A 19,008-nucleotide genomic window follows, 5' to 3' on the forward strand; every position below is an offset into this window, starting at 1 on the left:
GCCAGTTTTACCGGACAATGTCGCACGGGAATCAGGGCTGCGAAGGTTAACACGCGGACATGTCGCTCCGGCTTCCCGTCTCATGCCAGCAGGACGGTACCAAAGTTGAAGTTCTGGTTGCTCAGCACGGTTCCATGCGCGATCCCGTTCAGGTCGATCCACTGGTCCTCGCCGAGCATGATCCGGACGAAACCCTGGCCGTTGTCTTCGATCGTCAGATCCGAGACGTCGCCGAAGCCGTAGCCGTCCAGCACGATCACGTCGGCGTCCGGATCGTCCAGCGGATTGCCGAGCGTCATGTCGAAGATGATGTCCTGGCCGCTGCCGGGCGAGAAGACGAAGTTGTCGTTGCCGCCGCCGCCGGTCAGAAAATCCTCGCCGTCGCCCCCGGTGAGGGTGTCGTCGCCGCCCTGTCCATCGAGGCTGTTGTTGAAACCGTTGCCGATGAGGGTGTCGGCGGCATGCGATCCGCGCACCGCCGATACTCCGGTAAAGCTATCGGTTCCAACCGACGCATTGCCGGTTGCGCTGCCCAGTTTGAGGTCGACCGTCACCGGGCCGGTGGCGCTGATATAGGACAGCCGGGTATTGCCGTTGCCGGTGATGGTGTCGTTGCCGCCCAGGCCCTCGAATTCGTTGAAGGTCCCGAGGCTGCCGGCATTGTCGCTTGAACCGTCAAAGCCGGTCGCGACATAGACATCGTCGAACTGCGTTCCGCGGATCGCTTCGATGGCCTGAAGCGTGTCGGTACCGATCTCGGCGGGGCCGGTGACGATACCAGCCGCCATGTCGACCACGATTCCGGCGCTGACCGTCGCGTCGTTGCCGTACACGGCTATGTCGAAGCCGCCGCGGCCATCGAAGCTGTCATCGCCGGCCCGGCCTTCGAACGACTGGCCGGTACCCTGCGGGTTGTCGCTGCCGAACATCGTGTCGTCATGCTGGGAGCCGGTGACGGCGTTGACGCCGGTGAAGGTATCGTCGCCGACCGAGGCATTGCCGCTGGCCGTGCCGGCGGCAAGGTCGACGGTGACGCCGCCGGTCGCGGTGTAATACGCAATGCGGGTATTGCCGTTGCCGGTGATGCTGTCGTTGCCGCCGGAGCCTTCGAACTCGTTGAAGGTCCCGTTCGAACCCGCATTGAGTGCACCCTCGACGCCAAAGCCCGTCGCGTCATAGGTGTCGTCGAACCGGCTGCCGCGCACGGCCTCGATCGAGCGCAGGGTGTCGGTGCCGACCGATGCGTCGCCGGTCACGACGCCGGACGCCATGTGAACGTCGATGCTCCCGGTGACCATGTCATTGAGGATGGAGGCATAGATCGCGCGGTCAAAGCCGCCGCGCCCGTCCATGAGGTCGTCGCCACCTTCACCGAGGAACACTTCCACCGTGGAGGTGGTATTGCTGCCCAGCAGGGTGTCGTCGAATTGCGAGCCGCGCAGGCCGCTCACGCCGGTAAAGGTGTCATTGCCGACCGACGCATTGCCGCTCGCGGTCCCGGCGGCGATATCGACTTCGACGCCAGCCGTTGCCCGCACGAAAGTGAGGATGGTCGCGCCATTGCCCGTGACGGTGTCGTCGCCGGCCAGACCCTCGAAGCTGTTGGTGAAGCCGAGCGAGCCGGCATTGGGACCGGACGGACCGAACCCGGCCGCGTCGTAGGTATCGGCAAAGCGGCTGCCGGTGATGTTCTCGACCGAGAGCAGCGTGTCGGTGCCGATGCCCGGACCGTTCACGACACCCTGCGCCAGTTCGACGGTGATTCCGTCGGTCGCATTGCGGTAGACCGCCCGGTCATTGCCGCCGGCACCGATCAGGATGTCGTTGTCGGGGCCGCCGATCAGGATGTCGTTGCGGTTCCCGCCGGCCAGGAGGTCGGCGCCGGCGCCGCCGGTGGCGGTGTAGGCGTAGGACTGGAAGATCGCCTCGAAGTCGCCGGTATCGCCCGTTTCATCGAAGTGCTCGATCGCCTGCTGAATCTCGACGCCGTCGATCGCAAAGCCGGTGAAGGTGGCAAGCGGCACCTGCGGTCCGTCGCCGATGCGCAACAGCGTCATGCCGGTAATGGTGCCGCCGACCAGCCGGCTTTCGCCTTGCTGGGTGTCGAAGGCGAAATTCCGTCCGTCGATGACGAACAGAAGGTCGTCCGCCAGCGTTTCCTCCGAGCCGGTATGGACGAGCGTGATTTGACTTTCGTCAGCGGCGGACAGATCGGCAACAAGGAGCTGTCCGAAGATCGACGTGGTGTCGAGGCCCTGATCGGTCTCGACCGTGAGCATGACCGTGTTGGCTTCCGGCCCGTTGACGGTGACCGCCACCTGCTGCGTGACGGTACCGCCCTGTCCGTCGTCGATGGTGACGTCGAACACTTCGGTGAGCACGGTGCCGGGGGCCAGCGCGTTCAGCAGCGCGGGATCGATGACATATTGCCAGCTCACGAGCCCGTTGCGGCCGCCCGACGTGTCCTGCGCGAGCGTCGTGTTCAGCGTGCCGAGCGGCGTCACGAGATCGCTGTCCGCCGCATTATACGCGGCCGAGACGGTATGGGTGTCTCCGGCGTCGGGATCGGCGAACGCGATCGTGCCGCTCGAGGTCGGCGTGCCGACATCGCCGGCGCGCACTTCGAAGACATGGACGCCGGCAATGCCGGTATTGCCCACGCTCTGTTCGAGCGCGAGCATGCCGTCTTGAGTTCCGGAGCCGCTCAGCTCGAAATAATGCGACGGATTGCCGTCGCCGGCGGTGTAGCCGGCACGCGCCGGTGTCCCGCCGAGCCCATTGATGCCGCCGCTGGCATCGCCGGTGGTCCAGTTCACGTCCTCGTAGCGGAACACGATGTCGAAATTGCCGTCGCCGCGATCGATGAGCTGGAGTTGGAAGGCGTTCAGCTTGTCGACGGCATCCGAGAAATGGCCGACATCGTCCCAGGTGATGGTGACCACGCCATTTTCGGCGTCGAGATCGTAGTGCACGAGATTCGAGCCGGTGGAATTTCCGCCGGGCGTCGGCACCAGTGGCTGTCCGAGCGTCTCGACGTCGGCCCAGAACGGCGCGATGATCTTCAGATTGTTGCCGGCAATTTGCGACGGCGTGTAGCTTGAGAGTGAACCACCAAAAGTGATGTTGCCGTTGTTGTTGATGAAGAACGAAGTGTAGTTGGTTCCGAAGAAATTCAGGCCCTGCTGGCCGAACACCGCCGTGATGTCGATCGGACCGGTTGAACCATCATCATTGGCGGCCAGCACAAATTCGCCGAACCCGGCATTGCCGCCGAGACCGTTGACGAGATTGTGGTTCGCCGCGAGATAGCCGGCGGCGACGTCGCTCAGCGGATTGCCGGGGCTGACGCTGCCGGTGTCGATGGCGGCGACGATCACCGGCGCATCATTGACCGGCGCAACGTTGATCGTGACCGTGGCCGTCTCGGATTGAAGATCGCCGTCGCTCGCCTGATAGGTGAAGGTCGCGGTGCCGGAGGCGTTCTCGGCGGGCGTGAAGGTGAAAAGGTGGGTGTCCTCGTCATAGACCAGCGTGCCGAGCGACGGATCGGACAATTCGGAGACATTGACCGCCTCCAGCGCATCGCCCTCGACATCGCCGTCATTCGCGGTGACGTCGAACACCACAGGCCCGCCGTCCTCGATGGATTCGAGAGTATCGTCCTGCGCGACCGGCGCGTCGTTGACCGGCACGATCGTGACCGGGATGTCGAGCGGCGCCGATGTGGCCTCGTCGCCATTGCCGGTCTCGCGGCTGGTGGCGGTCACCGACAGCGTGAAGCTGCCGTTGAAGTTTTCCGCGGGGATCAGGGTGAGCGTGCCGCCATCGGCCAGATCGTCGAGCAGCGCGGCAAACGTCTCGCCCTGCAGCCGGTCGATCAGCCAGCTGCCGTCGTCCTGCCGCGCGCCGATAGCGAGCGAGACTTCGTCCGGCAGCCCGGTGATGACCACGCGCTGCAGGACTTCGGAGCCGTCGTTGTCGGGAAGGGCGGCCGTGAGGGGGAGGGTAGCGGGGGTGTCTTCCGTCTCACCAGCCAGAGGCAGCGTGAAAATGCGAGCCGCTATGCCCTCTGAATCGCCGTCCACCGCCGGATCATGGCTCGACCAGACGAACAGCAACTGGCCGTCCGCGAGCTGCGTCACTTGTGGCCGTTGCTGGTCAGAGGCAACCCGCGCATTGATGGTGAATTCGTCGGCAAGAGCGATACTGCCGTCTGGCTGCAAAGTACCAATGCGTGCAGCGATTCCGGTTGAATCGCCGTCCACGGCCGGGTCAACACTCTCCCAGGTGAACAGCAAACGGCCATCGGCGAGCGTTGTCACTTGTACCAGTTGCTGGAAAGAGACCGCGCCGGCATTGACAGTGAATTCGTTATCGAAGGTAACACTGCCGTCCGGCTGCGGAGTGCCGATGCGCGCTGCGATTCCGGTTGAATCGCCGTCCACCGCCGGATCCCAGCTATGCCAGACAAACAGCAGCCGGCCGTCGGCCAGCTCCTTGACTTGTGGAGTGCCTTGGTCAGAGACTCCGTGGGCGTTGACGGTAAATTCGTTACCGAGCGCGACACCATCTCCCGGTTGCAGGGTAGCGATGCGCGCCGCGATGCCGGCTGAATCGCCGTCTACCGCCGGATCATAGCTCATCCAGGTAAACAGCAGCGTTCCGTCAGCGAGCTGCGTGACCTGCGGTGAAAGTTGGTTGCTGCTCCCGCGCGCGTTGACGGCGAACTCGTCGCCAAAGACGATCGTTCCTTCCGGCTGAAGGGTGCCGATGCGCGCCGCGATACCAGCCGCGTCGCCATCAACGGTCGTGTCCCAGCTATTCCAGGTGAACAGCAATCGACCGTCGGCGAGCTGCGTCACTTGCTGCGAGCCCCCGGAGCCAACGGTCAACTCATTGCTGAACGCGATGCTGTCGCCCGTGTCCAACGTGCCGATGCGCGCTGCGATGCTGCCGTCGTTGCTCGCCCAAGTGAACAGCAGTCGGCCGTCGGCCAGCTGAGCCACCTGTGGTGACAAGAGCAAATTGGTAAATTGCGAATTGACGCTGAACTCGTCACCGAGCGCGATCGCGCCGTCGGGCTGCGGCGTACCGATTCTCGCGGCGATATCGTCGCCAAAGCTTGCCCAGGTGAACAGCAGCCTTCCGTCTGCTAGCTGAGTCACCTGTGGCTGAAACTGCAATGAGACCGCGTTGACATTGACGGAGAATTCTTCCCCGCCAACCGGTTGACCATCCGGTGCCTCATACGTCGTCGTCACCACCGGCGCGTCCGCCACCGGCGCGACGTTGATCGTGACCGTGGCCGTATCGGACGGAAGATCGCCGTCGCTCGCCTGATAGGTGAAGGTCGCGGTGCCGGATGCGTTCTCGGCCGGCGTGAAGGTGAACTGCCCGTCGCCGTCATAGACCAGCGTGCCGAGCGACGGATCGGACAATTCGGAGACATTGACCGCCTCCAGCGCATCGCCCTCGACATCGCCGTCATTCGCGGTGACGTCGAACACCACAGGCCCGCCGTCCTCGATGGTTTCGAGAGTATCGTCCTGCGCGACCGGCGCGTCGTTGGTGCCGGTCACCGTCCATGACACGCTGGCGGGCGTCGTGACCTGGCCGTCGGACACCCCGTAATCGACTTCGACCGTGATCTCTTCGCCCGCGCCCAGCGCCTGATAGGCGGCGTCTCCCGGGTCGAGGCTGAAGCTCTGCGTCACGCTGTCGAAACTGACGCCGGCCGGCAGGTTGACCGGCACATTGACCACCGACAGCGTGTCGCCGTCGGCGTCCGACGCATTGGCGAGCGCGTCCAGCGTGACCTCCGCGCCATCCTCGACGGCGGCGTCCGTCACAGTCCCCGTGACTTGCGGCGCGTCATTGGTGCCGGTCACCATCCACGACACCGTCGCGGCTGTGGTTACGGTGCCGTCGGAAACCCCGTAATCGACTTCGACCGTGATCTCTTCGCCCGCAGCCAGCGACTGGTAGGCGTCCGGATCGAGCGTGAAGGTCTGGCTCACGCTGTCGAAGGTGACGCCGGCCGGCAATTCGGACGGAACGTTGACAACCGAGAGCGTGTCGCCGTCCGCATCCGATGCATTCGCGAGCGCATTCAGCGTGACCGCATTGCCATCCTCGGTCGCCGCGCCGGTCACGGCGTCCGTCACTTCGGGCGCGTCGTTGGTGCCGGTCACCGTCCATGACACGCTGGCCGGCGTCGTGACCTGGCCGTCGGACACCCCGTAATCGACTTCGACCGTGATCTCTTCGCCCGCGCCCAGCGCCTGATAGGCCGCGTGGCCCGGGTCGAGGCTGAAGCTCTGCGTCACGCTGTCGAAACTGACGCCGGCCGGCAGATTGGGCGGCACATTGACCACCGACAGCGTGTCGCCGTCGGCGTCCGACGCATTGGCGAGCGCATCCAGCGTGACTTCCGCGCCGTCTTCCGTCGCGGTGCCGGTCACGGGTGCGGTTATCACCGGCACATGGTTGGTGCCGGTGACCTGGAAGCTCACCGTCGCGGTGTCGGACGCCCCGCTCGGGTCGGCCACGGTATAGGTGAAACTGTCCGTCGCGGTCTCGCCGCTGACCAGCTCAAAAATGCCGGCGGGATCATAGGTGATGGTGCCGTCGGTATTGAGCGTGACGGTTGCGCCCATCGCGCTCAGTCCCGATACCGAAACGATGGTCAGCGTATCGCCGTCGGCGTCCGTGTCGTTGCCAAGCAGGCGCGACACCGCGATGGTGGAGCTTTCGGTCGAGCTGAAAGCACCGTCGCCATCCGCGACGCTGCTCATCATGTTGGCGAAGAGCTGCCAGAAATCGGTCTCGGTCGAGCCTTCGAAGCCCGGGAAGATATTGGCGGCGATGATGTTGCCGTCCGCGTTGCGGGCGATCATGTTGCGGCCCGCGCCGTCGGTCGCGAGCAGGAACGCGCCCTGGTCGAGCGGGGCGTTGGCAAAATTGTTGTTGGTGAAGAACGTATTTGCAAGCCCCGGCAGGTCGACGCCTTCGAAAATCGGATCGTCGGCGATCGCGACGATCTGGCCGGACGGGGTCGAAAGCGACGACGTCGGCTCGAGCGGCGAATAGCCGTCGGTCGCGATGCGGCCCTGCAGCCACCAGGGATCCGACAGCGCATAGGTCGCGATCACGAGGCCGCCGCCGCCATCGACATAGTCCGCGAAGGCGTTGCCGATCGAGATCGGGTCCGGATACTGGATGTCGGACCAGGTGAGGATCGCATCGAAGGATGCAAGGTCGGTGGCGGAAATCGAAGACAGGTCGGTCAGCTGGGTGATGCTGGCGAAGCTGTCGAGCGCGCCGAGTCCGGCTGCCGCGGTCGCCGCTTCGCTGGAATAGGGCGTGACAAGCGCGATATTCAGCGACGTGCCGCTGAGGCCGCCGCTCAGCACATCGTCGTTGGCAACCGGCCCGTCATTGGTTCCGGTCACCGTCCATGATGCCGATGCAGGCGTGGTGGCTTCGCCGTCGGACACGCCATAGACGACGTCGACCGTGATCTGTTCGCCGGCCTTCAGCGCCTGATAGGCCGGGTCGCCCGGATCGAGCGTGAAGGTCTGCGTCACGCTGTCAAAGGTGACGCCGGCCGGCAATTCCGACGGCACATTGACCACCGAGAGCGTGTCGCCGTCCGCATCCGATGCATTCGCGAGCGCATTCAGCGTGACCGCGTCGCCATCCTCGGTCGCCGCACCGGTCACGGCGTCCGTCACTTCGGGCGCGTCGTTGGTGCCGGTCACCGTCCATGACACCGAAGCCGGTGTGGTGGCGGTGCCGTCGGAGACGCCATAGGAGACCTGAACCGTGATCTGCTCGCCCGCGTCGAGCCCCTGATAGGCGGCGTGGCCGGGATCAAGGGTGAAGCTTTGGGTCACGCTGTTGAAGGTCACGCCCGCCGGCAGGCCGGACGGCACATTGACCACCGACAGCGCCGCGCCGGCATCCGCATCCGACGCGTTGGCCAGCGCGTTGAGCGTGACGGTCGCGCCGTCTTCGATCGCGGCGCCCGCGACCGGACCCGCAACCGACGGCGCGTCGTTCGCGCCCGTCACGACGACGGTCGCGGTTGCGCTCGAGGTCTCGCCGGCGGTGTTCTGGATCGTATAATCGACGCTGATCGTCGCGGATTGACCTGCGCCGAGCGCGTCGAAGGCGGTGCCGGGGACGATCTGGAGCTTGCCGTCGACGATTGCGACCGTCGGGCTTCCAAGCGTGATGCCTTGCGGGCCGGTGATCGTCTCGTCGCCGAGCGAGGTCACCGACGCGGTGCCAAGCCCGCTGGAATCATTGGCGAGCAGATCGAGGGTGAGAGTCTGGTTCTCTCCCATGGTCGCCTGATCGTCGCGCGCCTCGATCGGCGGCGTGATCTGAATTCCATCCTGCACATAGACGAGATGCTGATCCTCTCCGACCGTGACCTGGTAGACATCGAACAGAACGCCGTCGGTCAGGATGTCGTCGAAGACCGTGTCCGCGAGCACGTTGTCGCCGATCTTTTCGAAGGTCCCCGGCGCGGCCTCGGTGTTGGTCAGATTGATCCGGTCCGTGGCGCCGCCGAGGATCCGCAGCGGCGTGCTGCCGACATCGTCGAGATCGCCGATGTCGAAATGGACGATGTTCTGCGCAAGGTCGGTCGCGAGATCGACGATTTCGTAATTCGATATCTCCGGCCCGCCCGCCCCGGCGGGAATGTCGATGCCGTTGGCAAAGCGCACGATATCGATGCCGTCGCCGGCATCGATCACCCAGTCGTCCAGATCATGCAGGATGAAGATGTCGTTGCCCGGGCTCGCGACGATCTTCTCGACGCGGACGAAGACATCCAGTCCGGTGGTGCTGCTTTGCGCCGTGCTGGACTTGACGATGCCGACATCGGCGAGATTGAACGTGCCGTTGTTGAGGTTGAAGACAACGCCGTCGGTGACGCTTCCGAACTTGATGGTGTCGCCGTGCGTGTCCGTTCCGCCGTCGTAGAAATCGTTGCCCTCGCCAAGGCCTGCGATAATCACATCGTCATCGCCGCCGGCATGCACGAAATCATTGCCCGCGCCGGCATCGATGGTGTCCGGGGTTTCCGAGCCGAATATCTTGTCGTTGCCGGCGGTGCCGAAAATCTCGCCCGAGCCATTGATGACGTTCAGCGTCGGTACCGGCGGCGGGGTCGGACCCGGAGGCGCGCTCTCCAGCGGCGCTGGATCGGGCGGCGGCGGAGCGTCATCGGTGGCCGGCGCGATCGGCGTGATGGTCACGCTGACAGTCGTCGGCACCGGCTGTTCGGGTGTCGAGATCGGCACCTCGATGGTGAGCGGCTGCCCCGATCCGCCTCCGGCCTGCGCGGTCTGCGGATTGGTGTCGTTCGGATTGTCGCCGCGCCGCTCCTGGTTTTCCTGCGGCGGGACAAACGGATTTTGCTGGTTGTTGTTGAAGATCGTGAAGATCTGCTGGACGATTCCGAGTTCCTGCTGCAACTGCGCCGGGGTCTTCTGCTCCTGCTGCGCAATCACCTGCAATGGGCCGGCGGGAGAGAGCACCCATCCGACCTGCGAGTTGTTGACTGTGGCGATCAGCGCGCCGGTCGACTTGTTGTAGAGGTTGAAGGAACCGGTGGTGCCATCCGGTTCGACCATGACCGAAAACCGGGTCTGTCCGTCGCTGGCGGAAATCTCCACCAGCACCGCCGTGCCGCGGATGCCCATGGTGGCGACCGGCGTCTCCACCCGCATTTCGCCGGTTTTCGCCACCTGACCGGCGACGAAGCTGAAGGTGCCCTGTACCAAGCTGACCAGCGCGGAATTGCCTGTGCCGCTCGCGTTATAGACGAGGTTGTCGAGCACCATGCGTGCATTGGCGTTGAGGCTGAACGTCGAGCCGTCCGCGAGCACGATCGCGACCGAAGAACTGCCCGATGTCTGCACCACGTCGCCGCGCTGCACGTTGTCGCCGACATTGAGCGCCACCGTCACGCCGTTGCGCACGACGGTCGCCGAGCCTGTCACTGCGTCGACGCGGCCGATCACGGGCTGGCCGGCGGCGGGCTGTGCGCCGGCCTGCGCCTGCTGTCCCGGAGCCAGCGGTCCGGCCAGCGCTGCGACCACATCCGGACCGAGCGTCGCACCTTGCGGCGACATCAGATGCGGACGCTTCTCCGAGGCAAAATAATCCGGGATGAAGAACGATGCGCCATCTTCGCCGACGATCTTGAGATCGTTCGTACCGACCCGCTTGAATTCACCGTGGAACAGGAGATGGGCGTCTGGAACCGTTATAAAATCATCATAGACACGCGGGGCCGCCCCGAGACTGGGGGAGTCGAACACATGGGTGTCCAACTCGTTCAAGGCCAGCACCGCGTTCAACATCGTCGGCGCATCCCAAAAAAGCAGGCCAGATTCCCGTGGGTTTTGGCGCCATAACAATTTTTGGTGGCAGGACCCACATCACGCCACCGGACTTGGTATTATTTGCGTGTTTACATTATGTCCCGGGCCTTGCCCGGTCAACGAATGTTAACGCCGCGTCAAGACCCGCATGATGTTGTGGTTAGCGTTGAAATACTATTATACCGTTTTTATGTAATTGAAATATAATAGTAAAATCCGATTCTTGTAACGGAAATCGGCGGGAGCGCGCCGAGATCGGCGACGGCGTGCCGCGCCGCTCGGCGGTTGGAGCCCGGTTTTCCGCAGAATCATTGCAGACGTGGCGGAAACGCCGACAAGCCGCGCGGAAATGAGTTGCACCTCGAACGTCAGGGGCGGGCCGACGGCGGTCGGGTCAGGCTCTCCCGAATGCGCGCAAGCGGTGCGTCGGCGTCAAACGTCACGGTCCGGCCGACCAGGCGAATGCCGAGCCCCTTCCAAAGTGCGGACAGATCGACCGGCACCGGCGTGGCGCGGTGCTGCTCGTACAGGTCGGCGAGGGCTGTCTGCCCGACCGCGCGATCCGCGACCTCGATGATGCGTTCGATCGGCCAATGCTGCTCATGGGTGCCGCCTAGCGCAAGAATGCCGCGCAGGGCGTCCTGCAAGCCGTACCGGTTGTCGCTGCGCTTGCGGATCTCGATGTCGACAAGCAGACAGAAGATGGCTCCGCCCCAATAGGTGCGACCCCAGGTCGGGGTGTGGTCGAGGCCGCGATCATCCGCGCGCGGTAGCCCTTGAGGCATGTCGCGCATGAAGGCGGCCCAGATCGTCTCGTCGGTCAACTCGCCGGCCTGAACGCGCGCGATCGATTCGACATAGGTTGCCATTCCCTCCGACAGCCAGTTGTGCCGGTCGTCGAGATTGGGCAGCGCCAGGTGAATCATCTCATGGACCATGATCCAGTCGTGTTCGAGCGCGGGCCTGTCGGTCGAGCGCCCGAGCCGCACCCGGATGGCCGCGCCGCGATAGCCGAAGGCCTGGCCGCCGCGCACGCCGGAACCTTCGCTCGGGACGACCAGCACCCGCGCCGAACGCACCGGAAAGCGCCCGAAATAGATCGATACGGTTCGCGCGGATCGCGCGATCCAGTCGATGATGTCCTGTCGGGGAAGCGCCGTTGTGCCCTCCGCAAAGCCAATCCGCAATGTGCCGTTCGGAACCGCGAGGTCGATTGTCGGCAATGCGTCGAATGCCGCATAGGGCATGCCGCGGGTCAGGAATTCGGGCTGAGCCGCGGCAGGTATCGCGCAGATCGAGATCGCCAGCGCCATGGCGGTTCGCGGCAGGGAGCGCATCGTCACGGCCGCAAGGTCATTTGCGCGGTCTCGGTCAGGTCGTCGAGCATGGCGGCAAGCAGCCTTTCGCCCTTGGCACTGGTCGCGCCTGTCGGGTCGCCGATGGATCCGCTGCCGCTGAAATTCGGCGAATGCGGATCCGCATGAACGAGCGGGCCGCGCGTCATGCGATCCGCCGGCCCGGACGCCACCGCGCGCGCGAGGTTCACGCATGCGGGCATCAAGGCCAGCATCCGCGAGGTTTCCGCTTCGTCGGCATGTCCGCCCCAGCCGCGGTCCAGGATTTCCCCGTGCACCTGCCGGTAGCGGGGGCCGTCATGGATGCGCAGGTGGTGGACGCGTCCGGCAGGGCCGAAAGCCGAGACCGCGCGCCCGATCACCGGAATGGTGCTGATTCCGGTGTCGAGGACGAAGACGAACGGCACGTCGAATTGCAGCAACGATTCCACGACCTCGGTGACCAGAGCCTGGAACAATGGTGCCGAAAGGCTGATGCTGCCGGAATATTGAACGAAAGCGGGGTAGTGACCGTAGGACAGGACCGGCCAATACAATGCGTCGATGCGCAACGCGAGCTGGTTCGCGAGCCATTCCGCCTGTACCAGGTCGGTGTTCATCGGCAGGTGCAATCCGTGCTGCTTGGCCGCGGCGCCGACCGGCAGAATGGCGGCCGCACCGGCAGCGATCCGGCGCGCGACCTCATCCCAGGTCAGGTCGGCGACGGCGTTGCCGGCGGTCGCACCGCACATGACACCGCCCCGCTGTTAATGGACCGCGCTGATGAGTCCCGAGGCGATCCATCCGTGCAACAGCGTCGCCGCGCGGAGCGGCGCATTGTCGGGATCGGAACGAAAGGACAGCATTTCGCACAGCACGCCGAACGGAATGCCGGCGGCCGCTTCGTGCCACATCATGGCTTCCTCATCGGAGATTTCCCTGAATTTCGGGATGAGGTCCTGCCGCCAGACCAGCAGGTGGACGGCAGCGGCGGTTTGCTCCGCCGCCGGTGGCGTGCGTTGCTCGTTCAGTGCGATCCAGATTGCGGCCGCGTTGGTCTGCAGATCGATACGTTCCGCGCCGGGCTGCGGACGAAAGCGCAGCGCACTCCATTCCGACGGCGGAATGGCCGCAAGCGCATCCAGCGTCAGAACCGCCGCGTCCGCCGCGTCGAACGCATCATTGAGCGCGCGCTCGACCGCCGCGAGATCGGCCAGTTCGGGCGCCTCGCGCCACGGCGCCGCGGTCTTCAGGAAATCCGGCAAAGCCTGCGAATACCAGCGCGCGCTGGAGTGGTACGACGGCGTCGCGCTGACATAAGCGCGGGCCATGACATCGAAGGCTTCGCCGCCCATGTACTGGAGCAGCTTTTCGAAATCGTGCTCGACGACTTCCACCAGTCGCGCTTCATATGCGTTGCGATAGACGCCAAAGAGCGCGTCCCTGGTCTCGCGCGCGCCGTCGGCAATGTCGGACAATGTCCCGTCGTCGCCTTCAAGCAGGCCGCGCTGAAACCGGTCCTGCAACATCGCAAGCGACGTCATCGGCGCGGGCCTCGATCCGGCAAGCTCTGGCCGATGCCGTGCAACGCGCGCGCAGCGATATCGCGCGCGGTGTTGATTTCCTCGACGAGCTCCGCGAGGGGAGGAATATTGTCGTCGCGCTCGATCATCGTGGAGACCGGTCCGAAGCGGCGGACCGCGGCCTCGTACAGAGCCCAGACCTCGGGGCAGACCGGATGGTCGTGCGTGTCGATGATGTGCGTTTCCATATGGCTGTGACCGGCGATGTGGAACTGGACGACGCGGTCTTTCGGGATGCCTTCGATGAAGCGGTGCGGATCGTATCCATGGTTGAAGGCGCTGACATAGACGTTGTTCACGTCGAACAGGAGCCAGCAGCCGGACCGTCGGGTCAGCTCCGAGAGGAATTCCCATTCCGTCATTTCGGAGCATGCGAACTGCACGTAGGTCGATACATTTTCCAGAACCAGCGCGCGGCCGAGCGCGTCCTGCACCGCCTGCACGCGCGCGATCACATGATCGAGCGCTTCCCGCGTATAGGGAATCGGCAGCAGGTCGTGCAGGTTTCTGCCGTGCACGCCGGTCCAGCACAGATGGTCGGAAATCCAGCGCGGCTCGACGCGGTCGGCCAGCTGGCGGAGCGCTTTCAGATAGCCGCGGTCGATCGGGGCGGTCGAGGCGATCGACATCGACACGCCATGCATGACCACCGGGTAGCGGGCGCGGATGCGGTCCAGCATGTGCAGCGGCTTGCCGCCCGGCACCATGTAGTTCTCGCTGATGACCTCGAACCAGTCGATCGCCGGATCGCCATCGAGGATTTCGGAATAATGCTGGGCGCGCAGGCCAAGGCCGAAGCCGAGATAGGGCGGCCGGGCGCCATCGCGCGCGGTGTTGCCCTGTGTCGCGAGGCCCAGGCCGAATTTGTTCGCTGCTTTCGCTGTGATCATCGAACTCGCTGCTGCCGACGCTCAGAAAGGCATTGCCGCCGAGACAGCGGGGCCGCGCTGCGGCAAAGCGGACCCCGCCTTTCCGGCCGCGACGATCAGACCTTCTCGAACTTGCCCTTCGCCTTGGCGCAGGCTTCCTGCGATGACATGGTGAAGCCTTGGCCCTTGCAGGCATTGTGCCCCTTGCACGAGCTCTTCGCGGTCTTGCATGCGCTTTGACCCTTGCAGGCATTGGCGCCGACACACTTGCCTTCACCGCCTTGCGCGGACGCCGTCGGAGCCGAAACCGCGCCCGCCAGAATGAGCGCAGCGGCAGCCGCTGCAAGCGTCGCACCGGACTTCACACCTATCTTCATTTGATCCTCCACGAAGGTTGACGTTGATCGTGCGGCCTGTCGCCTCACGATCTTCGGGAGCCGGAGCTGCATCGAGCCCAGGCGTCGGCGCTGGAATATCCGGGGGTCCGCTGGAATCTCGACAGGCCCCCCGACACTCAGCGCTCGTCATTCCTTCGGATGCCGGCGGACGCTGTTACGTCCGCTCACGGAACCGTGATCGTTCGGTATCGTCCGCCGAAAAACACCAGCGCGTTGCTGCGCTCCGACAGATCGAAGGCCACGACCCGCCCGACCGCGATCGTGGTGCTGTGAAAGCGGAAGGTCTCCGCGAGCGAGCAGTCGATGGCGCCGATCGCATCGTTGAGAACCGGTGCGCCGGTTGCCAGTGTCCGCCAGCGCCCAGACTCGAAGCGGTCGGCGCCTTTGAGCGATCCCCGGCCGCCAAACGAATCCGCCAGCTCCTGATCGGAAGCCGACAGATAATTGATCGCGAAATGGCGGCCATGCAGGATCGCCTTCAGCGCCTGGGTGCGATCGTCGATCGACACCAGCATCGACGGCGGATCGGCGGTTACATGGGTGGCCGACAGCGCCAGAAAGCCTGCGGGGCCATCTTCACCCTGCGCAGTAACCACGCTCACGCCGACCATACGCATGCCGAGTGCATGCCAGAATGTCCTTGCATCGATCGGCGCGCCGTCGCCTGCGTTGTCCGTTGCGTTCGTCACTGGCCGATACCCGACTGCGACATTTGCCGCGCACCGGAGGCAAAGAACCGGTTCTCCGGCCGTGGCAGGCCCAGATGCTCACGCAATGTGTTGCCTTCGTATTCGGTGCGGAAGATGCCGCGCCGCTGCAGTTCAGGAATCACTTTCTCGCAGACATCGTCGAGCCCGGCCGGAAGATAGGGAAAGTTCACCGTGAAGCCGTCGCTGCCGCGCTGCTCCAGCCAGTCCTGCATCTCGTCGGCAATCGTCTGCGCGGTGCCGACGAACGCGAGTCCCGAATAGCCGCCGAGCCGCTGGGCGATCTGGCGGACGGTCATGTTGGTGGTGCGCGCGAGGTCGATCACGTTCTGTCGCGCGGTCTTGCTCGCATTGGTGTCCGGAATGTCGGGAAGCGGGGCGTCGGGGTCGAACTTCGAAGCATCGTGCCCGATCGCGATCGAGAGCGAGGCCAGCCCGCTGTCGTAATGCACCAGACTGTCGAGCTTCGCACGCCGGTCCTGCGCATCCTGCATGCTGTCGCCAACCAGCACCATCGCGGCCGGCAGGATCTTCATGAAGTCCGGGTTGCGTCCGGCTTTCTCCATCCGGCCTTTGACGTCGGCATAGAAAGCCTTGCCATGCGCGAGGGTCGGCTGCGCGGTGAACACCGCTTCCGCCGTCTCGGCGGCAATCTGGCGGCCCGCATCGGAGGCGCCCGCCTGCACGATCACCGGCCAGCCCTGGATCGGGCGCGCGATATTCAGCGGTCCCCGCACCGACAGGTATTTGCCTTTGTGGTCGAGCACATGGAGCTTGTCCGGATCGAAATAGATGCCGCTCTCGACATCGCGGATGAAGGCATCGTCGGCCCAACTGTCCCACAGGCCGGTCACCACGTCGAAGAATTCGCGGGCGCGCCGGTAGCGTTCGTCATGCTCCATATGGTCATCGAGGCCGAAATTCAGCGCCGCGTCGGGATTGGAGGTGGTGACCAGATTCCAGCCCGCGCGTCCGCCGCTGATGTGATCGAGTGACGCGAACTTGCGCGCGACGTGATACGGCTGATCGAAGGTGGTCGACGCAGTCGCCACGAGGCCGATCTTTTCGGTAACCGCGGCGAGTGCGGGCAGCAGTGTCAGCGGATCGAACGACGTCACGGTGTGGCTGCGCTTGAGACTGTCGATCGGCATGTTCAGCACGGCCAGATGATCGGCCATAAAGAATGCATCGAATTTGGCGCGCTCCAGCGTCTGCGCGAAGCGCTTCAGATGCGAAAAGTTGAAGTTGGCATCCGGATTGGCCCCCGGATAACGCCATGCACCCGTATGCAGGCTGACCGGACGCATGAAGGCGCCGAGATGAAGCTTGCGTCTGGTGGACATTCCCGTCTCCACGGCCTTGGACGTTGTCGCGTGAACGAACCGTGCGTCGTAAGCCAAGTGCAACGCAGCACGTTTCGTGGCGTCGCACAATTTCAAAGGTAGAATGATAATTCAACCCCGCATTCGGTGACGAGGAATGCTGCGACCAGCGCCGCTGACATCATTGTGCGCTGAAAACGTATCAAGGTCTCCCGGTTCTTCTCATGGCAGCCTTTCGCAACAACATTTCCGCTGCTACAGGCAGATCAACGCGATTTTCAAAGAATGAATTTTCAGGGGGACGTCATGGCGGAGGATCGAGACGACGAGGCTTTGTACGTCTCGACCGGCCACCTGCCTGCTCCCGAGCAGGTTACCAGGCTCGTGCGCGAGGCGCATGCGCGGTTCAAGTCCAACGACGACGGCGAAAATTCGCAGGTCTATCCGGCACTCGCGCGCGTGCCGCGCGATCTGTTCGGCATCTGTGTGGTCGGCACCAGCGGAAATGTCTATGCCGTCGGCGAGACCGATCATGAATTCTCGATCATGAGCGTATCGAAGCCGTTTATTTTCGCGCTGGTATGTCAGGGGATCGGGCATGAGGAGGCGCGCGCCAGGCTCGGCGCCAATGCCACAGGCTACGCATTCAATTCCGTGGCCGGGATCGAGCGCATGCCGGACGGGCGCACCAATCCGATGGTCAATGCCGGCGCGATTGCAACGACCAGTCTGGTGCCGGGAAAGACGCTGTCCGAGAAATGGAGCTTCATTCACGAGGGGCTGTCGCGATTTGCCGGCCGCAAGCTGCCGATGAACGAGGAGGTGTTGAAGTCGGCCTCCGACACCAATTTTCGCAATCGCAGCATTGCGCAATTCCTGCTGAGCGTCGGCCGCATCTATTGCGAGCCGATGGAGGCGGTCGATCTGTACACGCGGCAATGCTCGCTGAATGTCAGCGCCAGGGATCTCGCGGTGATGGGCGCGACGCTGGCCGATGGCGGCGTCAACCCGGTTACCAGGGAGCGCGTCGTCGACCCGGCGGTGTGCCATTATGCGCTGGCGGTGATGACCACGGCCGGCCTGTACGAGACGTCCGGAGACTGGCTCTACGATATCGGGCTGCCCGGCAAGAGTGGCATCGGCGGCGGCATCGTCACCGTGTCTCCCGGCAAGGGTGGTCTGGGCACGTTTGCGCCGCCGCTCGACAAGGCCGGCAACAGCATCAAGGGACAGCTCGTGGCGAAATATTTGTCGCAGCGTCTCGGCATGGACCTGTTCGTTTCGAAGCCTGAAGTCTGACGGCCGCGCCATTCGGCGCAACGCTTGCAAAAGACCGAGCCTGCGGGGAGGGCACACCATGACGACCGTAACGGCGACCGCACCACATGCCGAAGCCCAGGAATCCTGGGTGCCGATGATCGCCATCGCGCTCGGACAAATGATCATGTCCTTCAATGTCGCCTCGCTTCCGGTGGCGATGGGCGGCATGGTCCAGAGCTTCAACGTGCCGCCCACCACGGTCGCGACCGGCATCGTCGCGTATTCGATGCTGGTGGCCGGATTCGTCATGCTGGGCGCCAAGCTCACCCAGCGATACGGCGCGCTGAATGTGTTCCGCGCGGCGGTGGTCGTGTTCGGCGGCGCGCAGGTGCTGATGACCTTCAGCCCCACTGCAAATCTGATGATCACGGCCCAGGCCCTCAGCGGAGCCGCCGGCGCCGTGATCGTGCCGTCGCTGGTCGCGCTGATCGCCGAGAACTACAAGGGCAAGCAGCAGGCCACGGCGCTGGGTGCGCTGGGCTCCGCGCGGGCCGGCGCGGGCGTGCTGGCCTTCGTCATCGGCGGCGTTCTCGGCACCTATATTGGATGGCGCCCTGCCTTCGGAATTCTGATCGTGGTTTCGGCGATCGTCTTTCTCCTGAGCTTCCGGCTGAAGAAGGACCAGGGTCGTCCCGAGGTGCAGATCGATTTCATCGGCGTCGTTCTGGCGGCCGCGGCGATCGTGCTGATCAGCTTCGGCTTCAACAACCTGAACCGCTGGGGCCTGACGCTGGCCACGCCCGGCGCGCCGTTCAATATCGCGGGCGCCTCGCCGGCTCCGATCTTCATCCTGGTAGGCGTCATGCTGGGCTATGTCTTCCTGCGGTGGACGCACCGGGTGCAGCAGGCCGGCAAGACGCCTCTGCTGGCTCTGGAAGTGCTCGATTCCCCGAAGGAGCGGGCCGCGGTCTATTGCATGTTCGCGGTGGTCGCGCTGGAGGCGATGCTGAACTTCTCGGTGCCGCTCTACATCCAGATCGTGCAGGGCCGTTCCCCGATCGCCACTGCGATCGCGTTGATGCCGTTCAACCTCTCGGTGTTCTTCACCGCGATGCTGATCGTGCGGTTCTACGAC

The 19,008-nt window shown here is 64.3% G+C and carries 10 protein-coding genes; 2 read left to right on the forward strand and 8 right to left on the reverse strand.

Translation table 11 applies throughout. The features are described from left to right. Positions 1-80: 80 nt before the first annotated feature. The 8 genes from AB7F49_RS17150 to AB7F49_RS17185 all read right to left on the reverse strand — a co-directional run bounded on the left by AB7F49_RS17150 (position 81) and on the right by AB7F49_RS17185 (position 16,634). Complete coding sequence (locus AB7F49_RS17150; RefSeq protein ID WP_428524450.1) at positions 81-10,379, reverse strand: tandem-95 repeat protein; 10,299 nt, start codon at positions 10,377-10,379, stop codon at positions 81-83. A gap of 389 nt (positions 10,380-10,768) precedes the next feature. Then, positions 10,769-11,737 (reverse strand): hypothetical protein, encoded by a 969-nt coding sequence (locus AB7F49_RS17155; RefSeq protein ID WP_428524470.1) that lies wholly within the window; start codon positions 11,735-11,737, stop codon positions 10,769-10,771. A 2-nt stretch (positions 11,738-11,739) separates the two neighbouring features. Then, positions 11,740-12,486 carry a creatininase family protein gene (locus AB7F49_RS17160; RefSeq protein ID WP_428524452.1) on the reverse strand — a complete coding sequence of 249 codons (747 nt, stop codon included), beginning with the start codon at positions 12,484-12,486 and terminating at the stop codon, positions 11,740-11,742. Positions 12,487-12,501: 15 nt separating this feature from the next. Then, entirely contained in the window at positions 12,502-13,278 is a 777-nt protein-coding gene (locus tag AB7F49_RS17165) for a putative DNA-binding domain-containing protein (RefSeq protein WP_428524454.1), read from the reverse strand. Then, positions 13,275-14,207, reverse strand: a complete 933-nt coding sequence (locus tag AB7F49_RS17170) for a DUF692 domain-containing protein (RefSeq protein ID WP_428524456.1) — start codon at positions 14,205-14,207, stop codon at positions 13,275-13,277. Before AB7F49_RS17170 ends, AB7F49_RS17165 begins: the two co-directional genes overlap by 4 nt. A gap of 95 nt (positions 14,208-14,302) precedes the next feature. After that, positions 14,303-14,563, reverse strand: coding sequence for a hypothetical protein (locus AB7F49_RS17175; protein WP_428524458.1), 261 nt, complete (start codon positions 14,561-14,563; stop codon positions 14,303-14,305). Positions 14,564-14,748: 185 nt separating this feature from the next. Continuing rightward, a complete protein-coding gene (locus AB7F49_RS17180; protein WP_428524460.1) occupies positions 14,749-15,273 on the reverse strand; it encodes a flavin reductase family protein in 525 nt (174 codons plus the stop codon). After that, complete coding sequence (locus tag AB7F49_RS17185; protein ID WP_428524462.1) at positions 15,270-16,634, reverse strand: LLM class flavin-dependent oxidoreductase; 1,365 nt, start codon at positions 16,632-16,634, stop codon at positions 15,270-15,272. The genes AB7F49_RS17180 and AB7F49_RS17185 overlap by 4 nt, the downstream gene beginning before the upstream one ends. A 285-nt stretch (positions 16,635-16,919) precedes the next feature. Between AB7F49_RS17185 and glsA the strand changes: the two genes are divergently transcribed. After that, positions 16,920-17,912: a glutaminase A gene (gene glsA / locus AB7F49_RS17190; RefSeq protein WP_428524464.1), complete on the forward strand. Its 993-nt coding sequence runs from the start codon at positions 16,920-16,922 to the stop codon at positions 17,910-17,912. Positions 17,913-17,970: 58 nt separating this feature from the next. Further along, the coding region (locus AB7F49_RS17195) for an MFS transporter (RefSeq protein WP_428524466.1) at positions 17,971-19,008 on the forward strand (1,038 nt) is incomplete at its 3' end.

It is taken from the genome of Pseudorhodoplanes sp. (assembly GCF_050250235.1).
Taxonomy (GTDB): Bacteria; Pseudomonadota; Alphaproteobacteria; order Rhizobiales; family Xanthobacteraceae; genus Pseudorhodoplanes.

Bases quoted from the DNA above. Each gene is read 5' to 3' on its own strand.
- AB7F49_RS17170 (WP_428524456.1), bottom strand. From the start codon at position 14,207: ATGATCACAGCGAAAGCAGCGAACAAATTCGGCCTGGGCCTCGCGACA.
- AB7F49_RS17175 (WP_428524458.1), bottom strand. From the start codon at position 14,563: ATGAAGATAGGTGTGAAGTCCGGTGCGACGCTTGCAGCGGCTGCCGCT.
- glsA (WP_428524464.1), top strand. From the start codon at position 16,920: ATGGCGGAGGATCGAGACGACGAGGCTTTGTACGTCTCGACCGGCCAC.
- AB7F49_RS17185 (WP_428524462.1), bottom strand. From the start codon at position 16,634: ATGTCCACCAGACGCAAGCTTCATCTCGGCGCCTTCATGCGTCCGGTC.
- AB7F49_RS17160 (WP_428524452.1), bottom strand. From the start codon at position 12,486: ATGTGCGGTGCGACCGCCGGCAACGCCGTCGCCGACCTGACCTGGGAT.
- AB7F49_RS17155 (WP_428524470.1), bottom strand. From the start codon at position 11,737: ATGCGCTCCCTGCCGCGAACCGCCATGGCGCTGGCGATCTCGATCTGC.
- AB7F49_RS17150 (WP_428524450.1), bottom strand. From the start codon at position 10,379: ATGTTGAACGCGGTGCTGGCCTTGAACGAGTTGGACACCCATGTGTTC.
- AB7F49_RS17165 (WP_428524454.1), bottom strand. From the start codon at position 13,278: ATGACGTCGCTTGCGATGTTGCAGGACCGGTTTCAGCGCGGCCTGCTT.